The following is a 21,450-nucleotide window of genomic DNA, read 5'->3' as shown; positions in this document are numbered from 1 at the left end:
GATTAACGTTAATCATTTTCTAAATTAATATCAATAGCTAACGAACGGATTTCTTTTATCAGAACGTTGAAAGATTCTGGCATACCAGCATCCATTTGGTGATTACCATCGACAATATTTTTATACATACGAGTACGACCAGTGACATCATCAGATTTCACTGTCAACATTTCCTGCAGAGTATAAGCTGCTCCATAAGCTTCCAATGCCCAGACTTCCATTTCTCCAAACCGCTGTCCACCAAATTGAGCTTTACCACCTAAAGGTTGCTGGGTTACAAGACTATAAGAACCCGTAGAACGAGCGTGCATCTTATCGTCTACTAAATGGTTAAGCTTCAGCATATACATGTAACCTACAGTGACGGCTCGGTCGAATTTTTTCCCGGTTCGCCCATCGTATAGATAAGTTTGTCCAGAAGTGGGAAGGTTCGCCATTTCTAATAAATTTTTTATTTCTTCTTCCGTAGCTCCATCAAATACTGGCGATGCTATAGGCACGCCTTTTCTCAGATTCTCAGCTAAAATCGTTATTTCTTTATCGTTTAAAGCCTCTAGATTAAATTTCTGTGTCTTACTCAAGTCGTAAATGGACTTGAGAGTTTCGCGTAATTGTTTTACATTAGTACCTTGATCGATCAACTCACCAATTTTAATACCTAAGCTCTTGGCAGCCCACCCCAAGTGGGTTTCAAGTACTTGACCAATATTCATTCGGGAAGGAACCCCTAAAGGGTTTAGCACGATATCTACCGGCGTTCCATCTTCTAGATAAGGCATATCTTCTGCTGAAACAATGGTAGAGATAACCCCTTTATTTCCATGGCGTCCTGCCATTTTATCACCGGGTTGAATACGGCGCTTAACTGCTAAGTAAACCTTCACTATCTTAATGACACCGGGCGCTAAATCACCACCTTGAGTCAATTTCTGATGAAAATCTTTGAGCTTTTCGTTACGTGCTTTATGAAGTTCCTCATAGTGTTCATGCGCAGCCTCGAGGCGTTTCGCCACATCGTTATCATGCAATCGTATTTCAAACCACTTTTGTCTGGGTAACAACCCTACCAAATAATCTTTACTAATTTTTATGCTTTTTGCCAATTTAAGTGGTTCGTCAATCACTACTTGATCGATAAGAAGTTTTTCTAAGTTTCCAAATAAAGCATCTTCACGAACACGCAGCTGATCATTTAAATCTTTTTCCATTTTTATGAGTTCCGCTTTTTCAATTTCTAAAGCACGTTCATCTTTTTTCACCCCTTCACGAGTAAAAATACGAACATCAATAACGGTTCCGGTAATTCCAGGAGTAACTCGCAAGGAAGTGTCTTTTACGTCTGATGCTTTTTCGCCAAAAATTGCTCGCAGTAATTTTTCTTCCGGTGTAAGCTGGGTTTCACCTTTAGGAGTTACCTTACCCACTAGAATGTCACCTGGGCCTACTTCAGCTCCAATATGTACAATGCCAGATTCATCTAATTTTACTAATGCACCCTCTCCGATATTCGGAATATCTGCTGTAATTTCCTCTGGGCCTAATTTAGTATCTCGGGCAATGCAGGTAAATTCTTGGATATGGATTGTCGTGAATCGATCTTTTTCCACTAATCGCTCGGAAATCAGAATGGAATCCTCAAAGTTATAACCATTCCAAGGCATAAAAGCTACTAGTAAATTCTGCCCTAACGCTAGCTCACCAATGTCTGTGGAAGGACCATCGGCCAACACATCTCCTTTTTGTACACGATCTCCGATTTCCACAATAGGATATTGATTAATACAGGTGTTTTGATTGGAACGAGTGAATTTAGTCAAATTGTAAATATCAACACCAATATCATCTTCATCCGCCTTCTCTAAATCTACCCGAACTACGATGCGTGCAGCATCAACAGAATCCACAATACCGTTGCGTTTGGCAACTACAGTTACTCCAGAATCTACAGCTACAGTTCTCTCCATTCCAGTTCCCACTAGAGGCGTCTCTGGTCGAATTGTAGGTACTGCTTGACGTTGCATGTTGGAACCCATCAACGCTCGATTAGCATCATCATGCTCTAGGAAAGGAATTAAGGCAGCAGCTACAGAAACGATTTGTCGCGGTGAAACATCTACATAGTTTACCTTATCTGGTGTGGTTAAGGTAAATTCACCTTTATAACGACATGAAATTAATTCATCTATCATATGACCATTTTTATTAACATTGGTATTTGCTTGCGCGATATAATAATCGCCTTCTTCAATCGCTGATAAATATTCCGTTTCATCAGTAACTACTCCATCAACCACTTTTCGATATGGTGTTTCTAAAAAGCCATATTCATTTGCTCTAGCAAATACTGCTAATGAATTAATTAAACCAATATTTGGCCCTTCAGGGGTCTCAATAGGGCAGACTCGCCCATAATGAGTGGGATGCACATCCCGCACTTCAAAACCTGCTCGTTCACGCGTTAGTCCACCCGGACCTAAAGCAGATACCCTGCGCTTATGGGTTATTTCAGATAATGGATTATTTTGATCCATAAATTGCGACAATTGACTTGAACCAAAAAATTCTTTCATCGCTGCTGACACAGGTTTTGCATTTACTAGATCTTGGGGCATCAAGTTTTCAATATCTACCAAACTTAATCTATCCTTTACAGCCCTTTCAACACGAACTAACCCAATCCGAAATTGATTTTCGGCCATTTCACCTACACTACGTATGCGACGATTTCCTAAATGGTCAATATCATCTACTTCGCCTTTACCATCTCGAATGTCAACAAGAACGCGCAACGCATCTATAATATCTTCTTTAGATAGAATTCCTGATCCTGTCAATTCTCTCCGTCCGACTCGACGGTTGAATTTCATTCGACCTACAGAGGATAAATTATAACGCCCTGGCGAAAAAAACAAATTTTCGAATAAGCTTTCAGCAGCTTCTTTGGTTGGTGGTTCACCTGGACGCATAATGCGATAAATTTCTACTAAAGCTTCTAACTGATTATTAGTATTGTCTAACCTTAAAGTATCGGAAATATAAGGCCCACATTCAATTTCATTAATATACAACGTACGTAACGAAGAAATATTTTGAGCCCGTAATTTCCTTAATAAATCTGCTGTAATAATTTCATTAGCCTGAGCAATCACTTCCCCGTTTTCTTTATTAAAGATAGGCTCGCTAATGACTTTACCATATAAATATTCATCAGGCAGCTCAAGTTCGCTAATTCTAGCTTTTTCAATCAAACGAATATGTCGGGCTGAAATTCGACGATTGGCTTCAACAATTATTTTCCCTTTTTTATCTTTTATTGTCACTGCTGCTAATTCACCACGTAATCGCTGCGGCACTAATTCTAAAGTGATATTTTCTCCTCCTTTTTTGTTAAGACGAAAAGTATTCATCTTATAAAATATGCCGAGAATTTGTTCGGTACCATAACCTAAAGCTCTTAAAATCACCGTCGCTGGTAATTTACGACGTCGATCAATTCGCGCAAATAAGTAATCTTTGGGATCAAACTCAAAGTCTAACCATGAACCGCGATAAGGAATAATTCGGGCCGAATATAATAATTTTCTGGAAGAATGGGTCTTTCCTTTGTCGTGCTCAAAGAAAACTCCGGGAGATCGATGTAATTGAGAAACAACCACTCGTTCAGTCCCATTAATTATGAGACTCCCCGTCTCTGTCATTAATGGAATTTCACCCATGTAAACTTCTTGTTCTTTGATGTCCTTAATGGTTTTTTTATCTGCAGGCAAATTATCATTCTTATCGTAAATTAATAAGCGCATTCTCACCTTCAAAGGAGTAGCATAAGTTAATCCTCGTAACTTACATTCTCCTACGTCGAAGATAGGCTTTTCTTCTAAGCTATAACTGACGTATTCTAATTCCGCGTGACCGGAATAACTGGAAATAGGAAATACGGATTTGAATGCGGCATGCAAACCTGTATCTTTCCGATTTTTGGGAGCAATATCCTTTTGCAAAAAAGCACGATAAAATTCTATTTGTGTTTCCAATAAATAAGGCATTTTTAACACTTCAACTTCGCGTTTTCCTAAGTTGACACGCGCGCGCTTTTTCTCGGTATAAGAGATTGCATCCGAATTCCTTTTTCTAACATTCGCTTGCCCCATGAACACACCTCATTATTTTTAAATTAAGTAAATACGTCGCCTACCCGTTTTCTATGCAGCTCTTTCTTAAACAAGAATCCAAGTTTTTGAAACAAAAACATTCCAATTCTTCGGATCTTTTTTTTGTAAAAACGGGGGTTGGCAGGAATATCGGTTAGCTTTCCGTCAGATCATTACTCGAACTCAATTTTAGCACCTGCCGCTTCCAGTTCCTTTTTAATTTTTTCAGCTTCTTCTTTGTTAACACCTTCTTTAACAATATTTGGAACAGATTCAACAAGATCTTTAGCTTCCCTTAAACCAAGGCCAGTAATGCCACGAATTACTTTAATAACGCCAATTTTGCTATCACCAAAACTAATCATTTTTACATTAAATTCAGTTTTTTCTTCTGTCACAGCAGCTTCGCTGCCCCCACTTGGTATAGATCCTGTAAAAGCCGATACTGATTGAGCCGAAACACCAAATTTTTCTTCCATCATTTTTACTAAATCGACAACGTCCATCACAGTCATACTGGACACTGCTTCTAAAATATCTTCTTTTGTCATTTGAGTCATAATTATTTACTCCACAAAAAGTTAAATCAATTTTTTACGCCGCTTTCTTTTGATCTTGAATCGTAACTATTAAACGAATAACCTGAATTACCGGCTCATGAATCGTACGAGCAAATTTAGTCACCGGGGCTAGCAGAACAATTGCTAATTGACTTAAAGCTTCTTTACGCGAAGGGAGTTGAGAGAAAGCTTTTAATTTATTTGCCGGTAGTAACTTTCCCCCTAACGCTAATGCTTTTACTTTTAGTTGTTCGTGCTTCTTAATAAAGTTTGTAATTAAACGAGCAGCAGCGCCCGGTTCATCGCGTGAAAAGAACAGTATGGCAGGGCCTATCAAAACTTTATTAAGACAAGCATAGGGCGTCTTTTTAAATGCACGACGCGTAAGTGTGTTACGGTATACTCGCATGGTTACCTCACCAGCGCTACTACGAGCTGCTTTTCGCAATTCCGAAATTTCTGAGACGGTTAATCCACGATAATCCGCAACTACCACCGAAATTGCTTGACGAGTGATGTTTAATAATTCTGCGACAATTGCCTTTTTCTGTTCGAGATTTAAAACCACTATCTCTTCTCCAATTATTCTCTAAATATAATAAAAAACAGTTCTATGTTTAGGTAAATTTTGCTATTTTTACCTTTCAGTGACAACCTTTGAGAAGGCCACCGTCTGCTGCATGAGTAACTTTTTTTAATTAGTGCCTGAGTTTTTTAGGTATTAGCATCCAAAGTCCTCCGACGGTTGAATATCAAGAATGACACTCTACGAATCTTACTTTTCACTACATCTCCTTATTTAAAGAGGCTAGCTAACTAGGATGAAGTATTTATCCTATTGTGAAATCTGGCCGGCCCACCATAATGCCTGGCCCCATCGTGCTTGATATGGTTAATTTCTTTAAATACGTCCCTTTGACAAAGCTTGGTTTTTTTCTCTTAATATCAGACAACAAAACTAATAAATTTTCTTCTAGCGCTTTTTCTTCAAAATCAACTTTCCCAATAGCGCAGTGAATAATACCATTTTTGTCAGTACGGTAGCGAACTTGTCCAAGTTTAGCATTCTTAACTGCTGTTACCACATCGGCAGTCACAGTTCCGTCTTTAAGATTAGGCATTAAGCCACGTGGACCTAAGATTTGACCTAATTTTCCAACTATTCTCATTGTCTCAGGAGTGGCGATTACCAAATCGAAATTAATATTTCCAAATTGGATCTGTGCAACTAAATCATCTGTTCCAACAATGTCAGCGCCAGCTTCTTTAGCTTTATTTGCCTGATCACCTTGGGTAAAGACGGCCACTCTCACGTTTTTTCCAGTTCCATAGGGTAATATGGTAGCTCCACGGACTGACTGATCCGATTTGCGTGAATCAACGTCAAGATTAATAGCCACCTCAATGCTTTCTTTAAATTTTGTAGTTGCACAGGCCTTAATTAACTTAAGAGCTTCTTTTATAGGATAGACCTTTCCAGGCTGTACTTTTTCTGCCGTTAATTTTTGTCTTTTTGTGAGCTTTGGCATTATTATGCTACCTCTCTACATCAATACCCATACTACGCGCAGTCCCGGCAATAGTACGTACAGCAGCATTGAAATCAGTCGCGGTGAGATCAGGTGTTTTCATTTTGGCAATCTCTTCCAATTGTGTAAGCGTTACTTTTCCAACTTTCTCTGTTTTGGGTCGAGAACTACCGCTTTTCCCTTTCAATACTAGTTTTTTCAGCAAGATAGAAGTTGGAGGTGTTTTAGTAATAAAAGAAAAACTGCGATCGGAATACACTGTAATAATTACAGGAATGGGTAAGCCCTTCTCAATGTTTTGAGTTTTTTCATTAAATAATTTACAAAACTCCATGATATTAATGCCGCGTTGTCCCAAAGCAGGACCAACTGGTGGACTTGGATTCGCTTCACCTGCTTTAACTTGTAAACGAATGTAACTACTTACTTTTTTCGCCATATTCTTCTCCTTTTCTTTTTTTAGTAGATGCAAGTTCCTTATTTAATTCCCAATCAATTATTACATAGTTTTATTCAACTATGCTCCTAATTTTTCTCTACTTGTCCAAATTCTAATTCCACTGGGGTAGAACGTCCAAAAATACTAACCGACACTCGCAGTCGGCTCTTTTCGTAACTGACATCCTCCACTACTCCATTGAAATCAGCGAATGGCCCTTCGATAACTCTTACTACTTCGCCAGGTTCAAAGAGGACCTTGGGTTTTGGCTTTATTTCACCTTCTTCAACGCGTTGTAAAATTTTTGCTGCTTCCTCATCACTAATAGAAGCTGGCCGTTCGGTTCCAATAAAACGCAATACCTTGGGAACATTTCGAACTAAAAGCAACGTTTTGTCATTCATCACCATTTGTACTAAGACATAACCCGGAAAAAACTTACGCTGGCTTTTACACTTACGCCCTGCTCGCATTTCTATCACTTCTTCAGTAGGCACAATTATTTCACCAAAATGATCTTCTAGTCCTTCTCTTCGGATATGTTCATTTAGTATCTTGGCAACGTAACTCTCATGAGCTGAATAAACATGAAGAACATACCAGCGTTTTTTTTCTTCAGTCATTAAATTACCCTTCTTTGCCCAGTCATCCAAGAGATAGCCCACATAAAAAAGCTATCGAGACCCCATAGAATAAGTGCTGTCACTATGACCATAACCACGACTACTAACATGGTTTGAACAGTCTCCTGACGAGTGGGCCAAACAACCTTATGTAGTTCTATACGAGAGCTCCTTATGAAACCCAAAGTTTTTTGACCTCTTTGAGTTTGAGAAGCAATGATTAAAGCTAAAGTAGTGAGCACGATTCCAACGGCGGCACGAACTGCGACGACAACGTGACTGTAATAAAAATTAGCTGCTAATCCTAGCGCAAATAGGAGGATAACTAGAAACCACTTTAAAGCGTCGGACCACGACGACTTAGTGTTTTGTATTGCATTTTGTTGGGCCATAATTACTACTTATCTCACATTTTAATTTTTGGGCCTACCATTTTTTTTTGGATCTACCACTTAGCAGGCCAGGAGGGAATTGAACCCCCAAACCTTCGGTTTTGGAGACCGCTGCTCTACCAATTAAGCTACTGGCCCTTACTTTGTCATCTCAATAGCTTTACTTCTCACTTCAATTACTCAATAATTTTTGTTACGACACCAGCTCCAACGGTACGTCCACCTTCGCGAACCGCAAATCGTAACCCTTCGTTCATTGCTACCGGTGCTATTAATTTCACCGTTACCTTCACGTTATCTCCTGGCATCACCATTTCAACATCTTCAGGTAGACTCAATACCTCTCCCGTCACGTCCGTCGTACGAAAATAAAACTGTGGTCGATAGCCTTTTAAAAAGGGCGTATGCCGACCTCCTTCTTCCTTTGATAATACATAAATCTCTGCTTCAAACATTGTGTGCGGCGTAATTGTTCCAGGCTTCGCCAATACTTGTCCACGCTCAACCTCTTCTCGCTTTGTCCCTCTCAACAATACTCCAACATTATCTCCTGCCTGACCTTCGTCCAATAACCTACGAAACATTTCTACACCTGTGCACGTCGTCTTCGTCGTCGCCTTGATCCCCATAATCTCAATTTCATCACCTACTTTGACAATCCCTCGCTCAATGCGTCCTGTTACTACTGTCCCCCGTCCTGATATTGAAAACACATCTTCAATCGGCATTAAAAATGGCTTATTTTTCTCTCGTTCCGGTTCATCGAAATACTCATCTATCGTCTTTACTAACTTTAATATCGCTGGAACCCCTAACTCTCCATTATCTCCTTCTAAGGCTTTCAAGGCTGAACCTACTACAATCGGTGTCTTATCCCCTGGAAAATCATAACTCGTCAATAAATCCCTCACTTCCATTTCTACTAATTCTAACAATTCTTTGTCATCCACCATGTCTGCCTTGTTTAAAAACACCGCTATCGCAGGTACTCCTACCTGCTTTGCCAACACAATATGTTCTCGAGTCTGCGGCATTGGGCCATCTGCTGCACTTACTACCAATATTGCTCCGTCCATCTGTGCTGCTCCCGTAATCATGTTTTTCACATAATCCGCATGGCCTGGACAATCAACATGTGCATAGTGACGCTTATCACTTTGATATTCTACATGCGATGTTGCTATTGTAATCCCCCGTGCCCGCTCTTCCGGTGCATTATCTATTTGATCAAACGCCCGCGCTTCCCCTCCGAATTTCTCTGATAACACCTTTGTTAATGCCGCCGTTAACGTCGTCTTACCATGATCTACATGACCAATTGTCCCTACATTTAAATGCGGCTTCTCTCTCACAAATTTTTCCTTAGACATAAAAAATGACCTCCGAAAAAAAACTCTTTACTTTAAAAAAATCCACTTTTGTAGACAATATTCTAAAAATAGAATTTTGATATCCTAATAATAGAATAATCATAGTCTGGAGCCCACAACCGGATTTGAACCGGTGAACCTCTTCCTTACCAAGGAAGTGCTCTGCCACCTGAGCTATGTGGGCAGAGCGGGTGATGGGAATCGGACCCACACTATCAGCTTGGAAGGCTGAAGTTCTACCATTGAACTACACCCGCTTACAAAGGACAGATGATACGTATTGCTTCGTGACGATTACACTAGTATTAGCATTGGTGTTAGCATTATCATTACTATATCTATGGTCACTACTCTGTCCTCTGTCCTCTGTCCTCTGAGATGGAGGGGGTAGGATTCGAACCTACGAAGGCATAGCCGTCAGATTTACAGTCTGATCCCTTTGGCCACTCGGGAACCCCTCCAACAAACGCTTTCTATCCATGCGAACATCCTTATTCTGATTTAACCATTTTAACTATAACTTAAATAAATTTAGGGCTTGAAGCTTAACTAGATACAAGTAGTAATTTGAGTTAGATCATCATACTCGAGCACTTAGCTTTAAGCACCATAAATTGCTTGAAAATTAAGCGTGGTATTGTGCGTAACAAAATAGCAGATGTCAACCAGCCGATAAAGAAATTTCTCCCGACTACCTATATTTCACCAATCAATTATTATTTTGTTTATTTAATGAGTAGGTGACCAGGCAAAGTAATGAATTTTTTTAATAGGGCCTTCTGTTGCTAAAGCAGCCATATAGCCTGGTGCACTTGGTATCGAACATAATGCCCACCGCTTAGCTACGTTAGCATCCTCATCAACGTCAAGAAGTCCATCCCTTTTAATATTATCTGTGTTAACATTCGTAGTAAATCGATTAAGACCAAATGACAAGCCCTGGCCAATAACTTTGACATAAGCTTCTTTCAAAGTCCAAATTCGATAAAAATCTTCTACATATTGATCCTTAGGAAGTTTGTTATAATTGCAAGCTAAATTTTCGTTAGGAGAAAAAAAACGCTCTGCAATATTTTTAATATGAATACTACTTTTCATCGATTCAATATCGACACCTACTTCCCGATTCACCGTAATTGCGTAAAGAGCGATTTTATGAGAGTCTGAAAGATTAAAATATAAAGAAGGATTGTTCAGTAGATAAGGTTTTCCGTAATCATTATAATGAAATCGTAGAGCACTTAGTACAGGTAGATATAGAGTTAAAATAGCACGTAATGCTGCATGAGAAGCGATGTAATAGCATCGATGCTGATTATTCACTAAACGTTTCACGCGTGCCTTTTCTTCCATAGATAAGTTGGCCAACCCTTTTTTGATTGCTTCAATAGGCCAATCTAAAAATGTTCGCCAAATATGTACTTCTCCTTCTTTTAAAGAGGGTTTTCTTACAATAGTTTTCCAAGGCTTATTTCTATTTATATTATCATGCATCTAAATTTACTCACTTCATTTCATTACTAATCATTACTAACTTAGATTCTTGTTTGATTTGTTAGTCTATCCGAAAGATTAGACAGAAAGAAAGCTCATTATTAACTATGGAGATAGGGTTATTACACTAAAGTGTATTAATCCCTAAATTTAAGAAAAAAACGACCTGAAATATTTCTACGGGTAATTTTATAACTTCAACTAAGTTTCTCACAGATTGGAGCGGCTACACTATTACTCTTGAGAAACAGGAGAATGATGTTTTTATGATGGGGTAGATACGTCTTTCAGAAAATATCATAAAGCAGGAAAATAAAAAGACTTGGAAATTGAGAAAGCAATTGTCAATAAGAGTATCTCTATACTTTAAAATAGAACTTAATCTAAGACTAATTGACTAATGATTCCCGTTTTAGCTAACGCTCAAATAAAGCCTAACTGTATCTAAAACAGGCCATTCAGATTGCACCAGAATAATAATTCCTGTACAATCATTCTAGTACTATTTTTCAGATGAGGTGTGTTCTATGCAAAACTCCATGAATACGTATCAGCAAATCCAAAGTCGCATTCAAAACGGTTCTGTTGCTCAATTCATGAGTAAAGTTTATCTGTGGATGGTGTTAGGTCTATCCCTGTCAGCTAGTGTGGCTTATTACTTGTTCTCGCATAGTGAGGTGTTTTACAAAATCACTCACACACCAGGATTGTTTTTTTGTTTAATTATTGCCCAACTTTCAGCAGTTATTGGACTTACATCGATAAACAAAAAGCTTACGGCTGCCGTAGCCACATTGATTTATATACTCTATACCATTTTAACAGGAATTACCCTAAGCGTTATTTTATTTACTTACACGAAACAAAATATTTTTGACGCTTTTGCCGTTACGAGTGTAGCGTTTTTAGGTTTGAGTGTGTTTGGTTATACTACAAAGCGAGATTTGGGTCCTCTCGGGACTTTTTGTGTCATGGGCTTATTTGGAATGGTTGGTATCTTTCTTCTTGCTTTCTTTTTACCGAGCCTGTATTTGAATACCATGCAACTTACTATTGCGGCTATCGGTGTTATCGTTTTTTCAGGTCTTACTGCTTACGATACTCAAAGAATTAAATGCACTTACTTTCAAATCAATGAAGATTTCACGGAAAACCAACAACAGAAAGTTACCATCAATGGTGCTCTTATGTTGTATTTAGATTTTATTAATTTATTCTTAAACTTACTGCGGTTGTTTTCACGCCGGTGAGTACTCGGTAAATCTTTACTCAGAAGCACTCACATGTGTACTGTTGTCATGTGGCATAATCAAAGAGAAAGAAATTCTAAAACTTCTTCTTATCTCCCTCACCTTCCCATTAAAATGGGGAGGTCTCTCGGGTACAATTTTTTAACTTATATCTCATGTATAGATCACCGATTTATATAAATATTATAAAGCTGGCGATAGGATTTGAACCTACGACCTGCTGATTACAAATCAGCTGCTCTACCTTACTAAGCTACGCCAGCAAAACTTTCTTAATTTTCTCCATACTGTCTTCGTATTATCTTTGATTTTCTTCTATGCGCACTGCATCTCATTTCATTTTCTGTTTCTCTAACACGTAACCGTAACGATACTTTTAATCAGAGTCAAGATGGGGTGATTTCTATAAATAACATTCTATCTCAACTCAGTATCACTTTTAGGAAAGTGCTTTTTTCTCGATTAGATAAAGAGTTTCTAAATGGTTTTGAAGTTGTATTTTCAGTTTTAAAAGTTCGATTGCTCTTCCCATATCTCAGGTTATGTTCCTCAATCAAGTTAGTTTAGTAGAACTTATGCGATGTAAGAATTCATTTTTTAATTTGTCTGCTAGATTTAATAAATCTGTCCTGATTTTTAACCTATAAATAGGTACTTTTTATCTGATTGGATGGTTTTATTTTTCTTCAAAGCCTTGGTTATAGATGATTATCTAAATAACAATCAAACGCTTCATCAAGCTTAATATTTGTTGTCTTACTGAAATAAAATGACTGATTGGATCTCTAAATGCTTGATCGTTAATCTTTTATTTTACAACGAGATAATTTTTGCTATTAACTATTTTTTAATTTTGAAATTCTTTACAATATTTATGTAAAAATCTGTGATCAATTCGAATAGTTGATCGTAAAGTTCCATCATTTTCTTATTATTCTGTCCATTCCACTGGATTTTTTCAAAACACTAGAATGTGTTATCTTCCTTATTATTTGAGATTTGATTTATGGAATCATACAATTGTTCAAGCACCTCTCGCTCTGAGTATTTTTAAAGTACTCCTCATGTAGAATGTTCTTTAATGATTCCGAAATCGTGAATTGTGCAATAACACATTAATATTAGAAGAACTTAATAAACTGAGTATTGATGTAAAACTTTTACCTTAAAGAAAATGCTATTAGAAATCCACAAGATGTTATTGAATGGTTTATTAGCATTTCTAGCCTAATTTGCATATCTAGCAATACACAAAGTAAAGTAAATAAGACTAGTGATTAAAATACATAATGACAGCTATTGCTGCTACTATTTAATAATAAATTTTATAGGATCGAAACAGAAAATTTGGATAGCCTCTCCTAATTAATAAACCGGTTAAGAATGATTATTAAGCCCTACAGCTCTCGGCTAATTTTCTCATAAATTAGCCGAGAGCTGTGTTGCATTAGCATGAATAAACTCAGATTCTATTTTTATATTATTAAGAATTATATTTTTATATTATTAATTATATTATTAAGAATTATATAGGCAACCTCGCTCGCTTTTTATTAAAAAAAACTGGGATTTGCAGAAAATCAATTGCACGATCTAAACGATGAAGTACCAGATCTCGGCCTATTAAATATAGAGTAGCATCAATTGGTGGGGATACTATATCTCCCGTTACAGCTACACGAATCGGCTGCGCAAGTTGACCCAGTTTTAATTGGTAAGCCTCAGAAACCTCAATAATCGTTTGATGGATAAGTTCCTTCTCCCAACTAAAAAGTTGGGCTAACCGATCTCGAAACAATCGTAAGGGTTTAGCAATTTTCAGATGTAAATATTTCTCAGCTGCTTTTGACTCATATTCAATCGTATCTTCAAAAAAATACCGGCTACGTTCAGCCATTTCTTTCAATGTTTTGGTACGCCCAGCTTGTAGACTAATTACTTGTTCTAATGCAGGTCCTCTTTGATAATCAATTCCTAGCTTAATTAATTGCGCAGCAAATGCATTCATTATTAACATAGGATTCTGATTTTTCAAATAATGTTGATTAAGCCACAGTAGCTTTTTTGGATTAAATGTGGCTGGAGAGTGGCTAACGACATTGATATTAAATAGATTGATCATTTCCTCGCGTGAAAATATTTCCTGATTACCATATGCCCAACTTAATCTCACTAAGTAATTAATCAATGCATCGGGTAAAAAACCATCATCCCAATATTGTAAAACACTTACAGCCCCATGTCTTTTTGATAAGCGTTTACCATCGAGTCCTAAAATCATAGGAACATGGGCATACCGAGGTAAATCAGCATCCAATGCATTCAATATATTAATTTGACGAGGTGTATTGTTGATGTGATCATCACCACGAATAACATGGGTAATTTTCATATCCCAATCATCTATCACCACGGTAAAGTTGTAAGTTGGTGTACCATCACTACGCACAATAATGAGGTCATCTAATTCGCTGTTTGTAATGGAGATTGTTCCATGAATCATATCATCAAAAACTACCGTACCTTCTATAGGATTGCGAAAACGCATCACAAAAGGATCACTTGCATTATGAGCACTAGATTGTTTATCTCTACAAAATCTATCATAACGTGGTTTTTGTTTGTTTTTTAATTGCGTATTGTGCAATTCAGTGAGTCGCTCTTTAGAACAATAGCATGGATAAGCTTTTCCTTTCTTTACTAAATATTGAATAACTTCTTGGTAACGCTCCATCCGTTGGGATTGGAAATAGGGTCCTTCGTCCCAATCAATTTGTAACCACCGCAAACCTTCTAAAATTGCATCCACGGAAGCTTGCATTGAACGTCCTATATCGGTATCTTCGATACGTAAAATGAAAGTTCCCTGACGTTGCTTCGCAAATAGCCAACTAAACAGGGCTGTTCTCGCACCTCCAATGTGGAGATAACCAGTGGGGCTAGGCGCAAATCGCGTGCGTATAATTTGCTCTGAATTTTTCATGGTGGATATAGGATATACAACAGCGTCTTTTTCTACTAGTTAAGATATCCCCCCCCTTACTGTGAACTAATATATTATGTTATGATCTCGTACATTAAAAGTTAAAATCAATATAAATTTTTTTGAAGGTGAGCCTTGAATCTAATTTTTATACTTTTCTATTTTCCAGAATCCTCTTGATCATCATCTCTTCGTTAATTTATAACGGGATGATTTGATAACAGTCACTACCGAATAAGATGACATATCCTTAATGACACAAAATAGCGTAATTATGGACAGAAATCATTAACGGTACTGTCTAATTTAGAAGAAACTCAAAAGTTTAAAACCTTTTCTTTACTTTCACTTGACGAAAGCCGCTGGTGATTCTTTTTTTTTGCTTTTTCCTTAGCGGTATAATTAAAGTGAGGATGAAGCTTGTGCAATTTAAGGTATAAAATAATTACTTAAATTCTTGACGGGTTTGATAGCACAACAATTTTCTTTCTGAATCTGATAGTATAATTTAATTCTCAAAGAACAAGTTTAGTTTTTGTATCTTAACAGTAGTATCTTTTAATATTAAGGTAAGATGATTTTTACCTTCTTTATTCAATTCTCATAGAAAGTACTAAATAAAAAATTGCATTTTAGTTGATAAATTTTATCACTGAATAAATAAGTATCTTGTTCCTCTATCACTTAAAATAAGTGATAGAGGAACTTTATCTTTTCAGTAAGTCTTCAATCATTATCCTCAAAAAAAGTTGCGTAAATAAAGAAACTTTTTCGACCTTGTAATTGTCGTAATGTTTTTAGCTAATTGATTTTTAGTTTATAGTTCTGTCCAAGTTTTTCTCAAATAAACTCTTTGAACTGAATGATTGTCCATTTTTTCTAAAATTAATTGAGCGCGATTTTTGAAGGGCAAGATATTTTCAAGAAAATTTACTTCATTAATTCTTCGCCATATTTTTTTGGCAAACTGAACAACTTCTCTTTCAGAGAGAGCAGTTAAATAATGAAAATAAGCATCCGGCGATTTAAAAGGTCCGCGCCAAAAACTTAAAACTCGATCAATGTACCAATTTTTAATAATTTCAATTTTAGCATCTATAATCAAAGAGAAATCAAAAAAATTAGAAAAAAATAAGCAATCCGATTTTTTTTTAAAAGTTTGTAGAATATTCAATCCCTCAAAAATGACAATATCGGGTTGATCAACGGTTTCATATTCATTAGGAATGACGCCGTAATAATGGTGAGAATAAACAGGGATCGATACTTTGCGTTTTCCTAATTTAATCGCGTTTAAAATTCGCAATAAGTATGGCATATCGTAGCTTTCCGGAAATCCTTTTCGATCCATAAGTCCTTGACGTTCTAATTGAGCATTAGAATATAAAAAGCTATCGGTCGTAATAATTTCCACATTAGGATGATCTGGCCAGCATGATAATAAGCCTTTTAATACTTGAGATGTCGTACTTTTGCCTACAGCTACACTTCCAGAAATCCCAATAAGGTAAGGAACCTTGGGTTTCAATTTACCTAAAAATTGACTTGTCGCATAGTATAATGTCTGTCGTTCAGTAACGTAAAAACTCAATAATCGAGCAAGAGGTAAATAAATTTCCTCAATTTCTTTTAATGAGACTATTTCTATTTGATTATGTAGTTTGTCAAGATCATCTTCTGTCAAGGTGAGTAGAGTATCTTGGAAAAAATTGCACCATTCTTCACGCGTAAATTGCAAATATGAAGTTAACTCCAATTGCTTAAAATTACCATCCATCACGTTATTTATTATTCAATCTCACGACAAGCAACAAACTAAGAGGTTAATTATAGGCAGATTCTATTATCGCAGTTCCCAATTCTTCGTCAATTTTTAGAGTTTCTTATATAATTAAACTAGTGAAGGATAGTTATCTGATTATCACTTATTTTATTACACTACGTATTTTTAATACCTTAAAAGTTCAATCTATAAAGTTTTCCCAACATTATTGGAAAATATCTAAATGATTAACTGAAAAAAACAGTTATCAAAGCTTAAGTTTACAGCCGGCTGGCATTATAAAATTTTAGGGATATCAAACTTTGCACATCGTTCTTATATTTAACGTTATCGTTCTTAGTTTTGTTATAGCTATTTTACAGTAATAGTAGAGGAGTAGATCCAAATCTGGGTTCGAAAAATGTATTTTACTCACATCAAATTGCAGATTAATAGGATCAGGCAAGTTCCTATAAAACTTTTCAGTAGCTACGAAAATTTTCTAATGAATAAAATACTGAGATTTTTTTGATTCCAAAAAATGATTTATTCAGTGTAGTCTCTTTCTCTACTCGAGGATTGTTAGGGAAAAAAGACAAAGATCCAACCAAGTCAATTTAAGTACCTATCCGTTGTGTGCTGAGAAATAATTTAGAATTTATTTAATTTTGACCTATTTTTATACCACTTATAGTTCTATATTCCAAGATAAAGAAAACTAAATATTAAAAGGTTGCAGTGGACAAGCTCAGAAAAATTTATTAAACGAGTCCTGAAAGCTAGCATAAATGATCAAACTGCTTTAGCAATATTGTAAAAGGTTTTTCAAAGACAGTTTTTTGAAGACCCGAGTTAGTGTACTTATTTCTTTTTACAAGGATATTCAAGGGTTTCCAAAGAATTATAGATGGTATAAAAGAGTCAGTAAAGCACAACAAATGTAAAATCCAATACGCAACAACTATCGCGTAATTGGAAATACCAATCAATCTGTTGAAACACCAATCAATTTAATTTATAAAAATCACTATCCTAATTTATTTGTATCTCTGTGCTAAAGCTAAACCATATGATTATCAAAGATAGCGTAATAAAGGAAAATCGCTCTTCGCATTATATGCTTCGTGTAAAAATTAAATTTAAAAAAAACCTGGCAGTGACCTACTTTCGCATGGGAATAACCACACTATCATCGGCGCTGAACGTTTTCACTTCTGAGTTCGGAATGGGATTTCAGGTGGGACCCGCTCGCTATAGCCGCCAGGAAACCGATAAAATCTAGTAAAGGCTTAAGAAACCATTTAGGGTTGCATAGTCAAGCCACACGATTAATTAGTACAGGTTAGCTACACTCATTACTGAGCTTCCACATCCTGCCTATCAACGTTGTAGTCTTCAACGAATCTTTAGGGGCCCTTTTATTTATTGGGGGGCCCGGGAGATCTTATCTTGAGGGGGGCTTCCCGCTTAGATGCTTTCAGCAGTTATCCCGTCCATACTTAGCTACCCGGCAATGCCACTGGCGTGACAACCGGAACACCAGAGGTACGTCCACTCCGGTCCTCTCGTACTAGGAGCAGCTCCTCTCAAATCTCCAACGCCCACGGCAGATAGGGACCGAACTGTCTCACGACGTTCTAAACCCAGCTCACGTACCACTTTAAATGGCGAACAGCCATACCCTTGGGACCGGCTACAGCCCCAGGATGTGATGAGCCGACATCGAGGTGCCAAACACCACCGTCGATATGAACTCTTGGGTGGTATCAGCCTGTTATCCCCGGAGTACCTTTTATCCGTTGAGCGATGGCCTTTCCATAAAGGACCACCGGATCACTAAGACCTACTTTCGTACCTGCTCGACTTGTTAGTCTCACAGTCAAGCACCCTTATGCCTTTGCACACAATGCACGATTTCCGACCGTGCTGAGGGTACCTTTGTACTCCTCCGTTACTCTTTTGGAGGAGACCGCCCCAGTCAAACTACCCACCATACACTGTCCCCAACCCGGATAACGGGCTAAGGTTAGAACCTCGAACATACCAGGGTGGTATTTCAAGGGCGGCTCCATTAGAGCTAGCGCCCTAACTTCAAAGCCTCCCACCTATCCTACACAGATATATTTAAAGTTCAGTATAAAGCTATAGTAAAGGTTCACGGGGTCTTTCCGTCTAGCCGCGGGTACGCTGCATCTTCACAGCGATTTCAATTTCACTGAGTCTTGGGTGGAGACAGCGTGGCCATCGTTACGCCATTCGTGCAGGTCGGAACTTACCCGACAAGGAATTTCGCTACCTTAGGACCGTTATAGTTACGGCCGCCGTTTACCGGGGCTTCAATCCAGAGCTTCGCCTTCTGGAGGCTAACCCCATCACTTAACCTTCCGGCACCGGGCAGGCGTCACACCCTATACGTCCTCTTACGAGTTTGCAGAGTGCTGTGTTTTTATTAAACAGTCGCAGCCACCTGTTATCTGCAACCCTCTTTAGCTCCAGTCGCGAAGACTTTCACTTACCAAGGGCACACCTTCTCCCGAAGTTACGGTGTCATTTTGCCTAGTTCCTTCACCCAAGTTCTCTCAAACGCCTTAGTATTCTCTACCTGTCCACCTGTGTCGGTTTGGGGTACGGTTTTACAGTACCTGGAGCTTAGGGACTTTTCCTGGAAGCGTGGTATCAGTCACTTCGCATGAAACAAATCATGCTTCGTCATCATGTCTCAGAATTGGGTTCCCGGATTTGCCAAAGAACCTTTCCTACGCACTTAAACCCACCACAACCATCGGGTGGCTGACTTAACCTTCTCCGTCCTCCCATCGCAGTATTGTAAAGTACAGGAATATTAACCTGTTTCCCATCGACTACGCATTTCTGCCTCACCTTAGGGGCCGACTCACCCTGCGCCGATTAGCGTTGCGCAGGAAACCTTGGACTTTCGGCGTGTAGGTTTTTCACCCACATTATCGTTACTCATGTCAGCATTCGCACTTCTGATACCTCCAACAAACCTTTCGATTCATCTTCGCAGGCTTACAGAACGCTCCTCTACCAGCTCTAATTAAAGAGCTCCGCAGCTTCGGTACACAGTTTAAGCCCCGTTAAATCTTCCGCGCAGGACGACTCGACCAGTGAGCTATTACGCTTTCTTTAAAGGATGGCTGCTTCTAAGCCAACCTCCTGGTTGTCTAAGACTTCCCACATCGTTTTCCACTTAACTGTGATTTTGGGACCTTAGCTGGCGGTCTGGGCTGTTTCCCTTTTCACCACGGACCTTATCACCCGCAGTGTGTCTCCCGATACTAAAACTTCTTGGTATTCGGAGTTTGCCTCGGTTTGGTAGGCCGGTAAGGCCCCCTAGCCGAAACAGTAGCTCTACCCCCAAGAGTCATATACGAGACGCTACCTAAATAGCTTTCGAGGAGAACCAGCTATCTCCGAGCTTGATTAGCCTTTCACTCCTATCCACAACTCATCCCCTACTTTTTCAACAGTAGTGGGTTCGGGCCTCCAGTCAGTGTTACCTGACCTTCACCCTGGTCATGAATAGATCGCCCGGTTTCGGGTCTACTTATTGCAACTAAACGCCAGTTTCAGACTCGGTTTCCCTACGCCTCCCCTATACGGTTAAGCTCGCTACAACAAGTAAGTCGCTGACCCATTATACAAAAGGTACGCCATCACCCCACACCTAAATCACTTTCTGTTTCAAGTTCCAAAGTGATTTAGGTGTGGGGCTCTGACTGCTTGTATACATACGGTTTCAGATTCTATTTCACTCCCCTCGCCGGGGTTCTTTTCACCTTTCCCTCACGGTACTAAGTTCACTATCGGTCAGTAAGGAGTATTTAGCCTTGGAGGATGGTCCCCCCATATTCAGTCAAGATACCACGTGTCCCGACCTACTCTTCGTTACCCACGCTATTAGCTCTTTTGCATACAGGGCTATCACCTACTATGACTGAACTTTCCAGAACATTTTGCTAAAGCTAATAACGATTTAGTAACTGGGCTGTTCCGCTTTCGCTCGCCACTACTAGCGGAATCTCGGTTGATTTCTTTTCCTCTGGATACTTAGATGTTTCAGTTCTCCAGGTTCGCCTTGCGTGCCTATGAATTCAGCACACAATATCCCGCACCCAAATCAGTCTTAAATAAATTACCCAAATCCTAAAACCAATTTGGGTGCGGGATGGGTTTCCCCATTCGGAAATCTCCGGATCATTGCTTGTTTACCAGCTCCCCGAAGCTTATCGCAAGTTACTACGCCCTTCATCGCCTCTTACTGCCAAGGCATCCACCATATGCACTTAATTCACTTGACTATGTAACCCTGAATGATTTCAGAATTACCTTATAGTTAATAATAATAACAACATAGAATACCTAAATTGGCGCCTTTACTTTTTTCACCGAATTTTTAAAGAGCTCCCTGCTTCGCTTAAGCTTTGACAGGGTTTTAACCATTCATACCTTAAAAAAGAAAGATATGTGGCAAAAAACAAACGGAAGTTAATATTTTAAATCTAATTTTATTTTTAAATAAAATTACGAAAGTAATTCATATCCATAGAGTACAACCTATAACTAACAGAGTATAACCTAAATAAAAACACTCGATCTAAAAAGGAAAAGGCCAAGCACGCTAGCTTAAGTAAAACTCTATGGAGCCAGGCGGAGTCGAACCGCCGACCCTCTGCTTGCAAGGCAGATGCTCTCCCAACTGAGCTATGGCCCCGAAATTGGTGGGTCTGGGAAGATTTGAACTTCCGACCTCACCCTTATCAGGGGTGCGCTCTAACCAACTGAGCTACAGACCCGAGTTTATTGATCTGAAATAAACCCAGATCCTGGATCCTAAAATTCCACTGATCATTCAGAAAGCAGTTTGTGTGGGCATACG

Annotated in this window: 12 protein-coding genes, 7 tRNA genes and 2 rRNA genes; 1 reads left to right on the top strand and 20 read right to left on the bottom strand. The window is 38.4% G+C overall.

Annotated features, from left to right (window positions below):
* Positions 1-8: 8 nt before the first annotated feature.
* From rpoB to ONG85_RS01750, 13 genes are all read right to left on the bottom strand, one after another.
* The gene (rpoB, locus tag ONG85_RS01810; RefSeq protein ID WP_264435233.1) at positions 9-4,154 is read right to left on the bottom strand and encodes a DNA-directed RNA polymerase subunit beta; all 4,146 of its coding nucleotides are present in this window, start codon (positions 4,152-4,154) and stop codon (positions 9-11) included.
* A gap of 167 nt (positions 4,155-4,321) precedes the next feature.
* Positions 4,322-4,708, bottom strand: coding sequence for a 50S ribosomal protein L7/L12 (gene rplL, locus ONG85_RS01805; protein WP_264435231.1), 387 nt, complete (start codon positions 4,706-4,708; stop codon positions 4,322-4,324).
* Between the two features lie 34 nt (positions 4,709-4,742).
* Positions 4,743-5,276, bottom strand: a complete 534-nt coding sequence (gene rplJ, locus ONG85_RS01800) for a 50S ribosomal protein L10 (RefSeq protein WP_264435230.1) — start codon at positions 5,274-5,276, stop codon at positions 4,743-4,745.
* A gap of 262 nt (positions 5,277-5,538) precedes the next feature.
* Positions 5,539-6,240 carry a 50S ribosomal protein L1 gene (gene rplA, locus ONG85_RS01795; RefSeq protein ID WP_454706805.1) on the bottom strand — a complete coding sequence of 234 codons (702 nt, stop codon included), beginning with the start codon at positions 6,238-6,240 and terminating at the stop codon, positions 5,539-5,541.
* 4 nt (positions 6,241-6,244) lie between these two features.
* Positions 6,245-6,676, bottom strand: a complete 432-nt coding sequence (gene rplK / locus ONG85_RS01790) for a 50S ribosomal protein L11 (RefSeq protein ID WP_264435227.1) — start codon at positions 6,674-6,676, stop codon at positions 6,245-6,247.
* Between the two features lie 86 nt (positions 6,677-6,762).
* A complete protein-coding gene (gene nusG, locus ONG85_RS01785) occupies positions 6,763-7,299 on the bottom strand; it encodes a transcription termination/antitermination protein NusG (RefSeq protein ID WP_264435225.1) in 537 nt (178 codons plus the stop codon).
* Positions 7,299-7,691: a preprotein translocase subunit SecE gene (gene secE / locus ONG85_RS01780; protein WP_264435224.1), complete on the bottom strand. Its 393-nt coding sequence runs from the start codon at positions 7,689-7,691 to the stop codon at positions 7,299-7,301. Before secE ends, nusG begins: the two co-directional genes overlap by 1 nt.
* Positions 7,692-7,755: 64 nt before the next feature.
* Positions 7,756-7,829, bottom strand: a tRNA-Trp gene (locus ONG85_RS01775).
* 38 nt (positions 7,830-7,867) lie between these two features.
* The gene (gene tuf, locus ONG85_RS01770) at positions 7,868-9,061 is read right to left on the bottom strand and encodes an elongation factor Tu (protein WP_264435223.1); all 1,194 of its coding nucleotides are present in this window, start codon (positions 9,059-9,061) and stop codon (positions 7,868-7,870) included.
* A gap of 107 nt (positions 9,062-9,168) precedes the next feature.
* A tRNA-Thr gene (locus ONG85_RS01765) sits at positions 9,169-9,245 on the bottom strand.
* A 2-nt stretch (positions 9,246-9,247) separates the two neighbouring features.
* Positions 9,248-9,318 (bottom strand) — tRNA-Gly (locus ONG85_RS01760).
* A gap of 122 nt (positions 9,319-9,440) precedes the next feature.
* Positions 9,441-9,522: transfer RNA gene (locus tag ONG85_RS01755), tRNA-Tyr, on the bottom strand.
* Positions 9,523-9,790: 268 nt separating this feature from the next.
* A complete protein-coding gene (locus ONG85_RS01750) occupies positions 9,791-10,555 on the bottom strand; it encodes a 4'-phosphopantetheinyl transferase family protein (protein ID WP_264435222.1) in 765 nt (254 codons plus the stop codon).
* A gap of 527 nt (positions 10,556-11,082) precedes the next feature.
* Here ONG85_RS01750 and ONG85_RS01745 point away from each other — a divergent pair.
* Positions 11,083-11,805 (top strand): Bax inhibitor-1/YccA family protein, encoded by a 723-nt coding sequence (locus ONG85_RS01745; protein WP_264435221.1) that lies wholly within the window; start codon positions 11,083-11,085, stop codon positions 11,803-11,805.
* A gap of 189 nt (positions 11,806-11,994) precedes the next feature.
* Here the strand turns inward: ONG85_RS01745 and ONG85_RS01740 are convergent.
* The 7 genes from ONG85_RS01740 to ONG85_RS01710 form a co-directional block, all read right to left on the bottom strand.
* Positions 11,995-12,068: transfer RNA gene (locus ONG85_RS01740), tRNA-Thr, on the bottom strand.
* Between the two features lie 1,262 nt (positions 12,069-13,330).
* On the bottom strand, positions 13,331-14,788 hold the full coding sequence (gene gltX / locus ONG85_RS01735) for a glutamate--tRNA ligase (protein ID WP_264435220.1): 1,458 nt from the start codon (positions 14,786-14,788) through the stop codon (positions 13,331-13,333).
* An 817-nt stretch (positions 14,789-15,605) separates the two neighbouring features.
* Entirely contained in the window at positions 15,606-16,565 is a 960-nt protein-coding gene (coaA, locus tag ONG85_RS01730; RefSeq protein WP_264435219.1) for a type I pantothenate kinase, read from the bottom strand.
* A 1,133-nt stretch (positions 16,566-17,698) separates the two neighbouring features.
* Positions 17,699-17,815: ribosomal RNA gene (gene rrf / locus ONG85_RS01725) — 5S ribosomal RNA — on the bottom strand.
* Between the two features lie 46 nt (positions 17,816-17,861).
* Positions 17,862-20,872 (bottom strand): 23S ribosomal RNA (locus ONG85_RS01720).
* A gap of 340 nt (positions 20,873-21,212) precedes the next feature.
* Positions 21,213-21,285 (bottom strand) — tRNA-Ala (locus tag ONG85_RS01715).
* A gap of 5 nt (positions 21,286-21,290) precedes the next feature.
* Positions 21,291-21,367, bottom strand: a tRNA-Ile gene (locus tag ONG85_RS01710).
* Between the last annotated feature and the right edge of the window lie 83 nt (positions 21,368-21,450).

Source organism: Coxiella endosymbiont of Dermacentor marginatus, assembly GCF_907164955.1.
Lineage (GTDB): Bacteria > Pseudomonadota > Gammaproteobacteria > Coxiellales > Coxiellaceae > Coxiella.
This window is presented reverse-complemented; position numbering and strand designations above follow the sequence as displayed.

What these genes read in the sequence shown, in the direction of transcription:
- rplL (WP_264435231.1), bottom strand. Translation starts at nt 4,708, where the DNA reads ATGACTCAAATGACAAAAGAAGATATTTTAGAAGCAGTGTCCAGTATG.
- rplK (WP_264435227.1), bottom strand. Translation starts at nt 6,676, where the DNA reads ATGGCGAAAAAAGTAAGTAGTTACATTCGTTTACAAGTTAAAGCAGGT.
- nusG (WP_264435225.1), bottom strand. Translation starts at nt 7,299, where the DNA reads ATGACTGAAGAAAAAAAACGCTGGTATGTTCTTCATGTTTATTCAGCT.
- secE (WP_264435224.1), bottom strand. Translation starts at nt 7,691, where the DNA reads ATGGCCCAACAAAATGCAATACAAAACACTAAGTCGTCGTGGTCCGAC.
- tuf (WP_264435223.1), bottom strand. Translation starts at nt 9,061, where the DNA reads ATGTCTAAGGAAAAATTTGTGAGAGAGAAGCCGCATTTAAATGTAGGG.
- ONG85_RS01750 (WP_264435222.1), bottom strand. Translation starts at nt 10,555, where the DNA reads ATGCATGATAATATAAATAGAAATAAGCCTTGGAAAACTATTGTAAGA.
- ONG85_RS01745 (WP_264435221.1), top strand. Translation starts at nt 11,083, where the DNA reads ATGCAAAACTCCATGAATACGTATCAGCAAATCCAAAGTCGCATTCAA.
- gltX (WP_264435220.1), bottom strand. Translation starts at nt 14,788, where the DNA reads ATGAAAAATTCAGAGCAAATTATACGCACGCGATTTGCGCCTAGCCCC.
- coaA (WP_264435219.1), bottom strand. Translation starts at nt 16,565, where the DNA reads ATGGATGGTAATTTTAAGCAATTGGAGTTAACTTCATATTTGCAATTT.